Origin of the sequence: Clostridium sp. MCC344 (genome assembly GCF_018785365.1) — a bacterium.
Classification (GTDB): Bacteria; Bacillota; Clostridia; order Lachnospirales; family Lachnospiraceae; genus Pilosibacter.
The window spans coordinates 1-533 of record NZ_WQPQ01000007.1; the positions used below are offsets into that span (position 1 = coordinate 1).

Annotated in this window: 1 protein-coding gene; it reads right to left on the reverse strand. The window is 54.0% G+C overall.

The genetic code is table 11. The features are described from left to right. A partial coding sequence (locus tag GPK90_RS01485; RefSeq protein WP_252197322.1) for a DNA topoisomerase occupies nucleotides 1-533 on the reverse strand: 533 nt, incomplete at both ends.

Below are 533 nucleotides of genomic sequence, written 5' to 3' on the forward strand. Positions count from 1 at the left end.
TTGGTCGGCTGTTTTTTCTTGGCAGCCCACCATTTGTTGTTTTTCCAGATTGCAAATTTGCAAGAATCATTCTGACAGAAGAAGCCTTTTTGCAGTTCTGCAACTTCACCGCCGCAGCGAGGGCATTTGCCCACCACCTCACGGGGCGGAGTGAACAGATACTCAGTTCCCTTGATGACCTGATAAGTCCCCACCAGATCTTTCAGCATGATGCTGATCCCGTCTAAAAACTCCTCCGGGGCAAGCTGCCCGCGCTCGATCTCGCCCAGGCGGTACTCCCACTCGGCAGTCAGAAGCGGCGATTGCAGTTGTTCCGGCAGCACTGTGATCAGGGAAACTGCATCGTGGGAAGGGAGAAGCTGCACCGTTTTCCTGCTCTTTTTTCGTTCCAGAAAACCGGCAGATACCAGCTTTTCCAAAATACCGGCACGGGTGGCCGGTGTCCCCAGGCCCTTTCGTTCGGCATCCTCCGGCATATCCTCTTTTCCGGCAGTCTCCATCGCGGACAATAGGGTATCCTCTGTAAAGTGCTG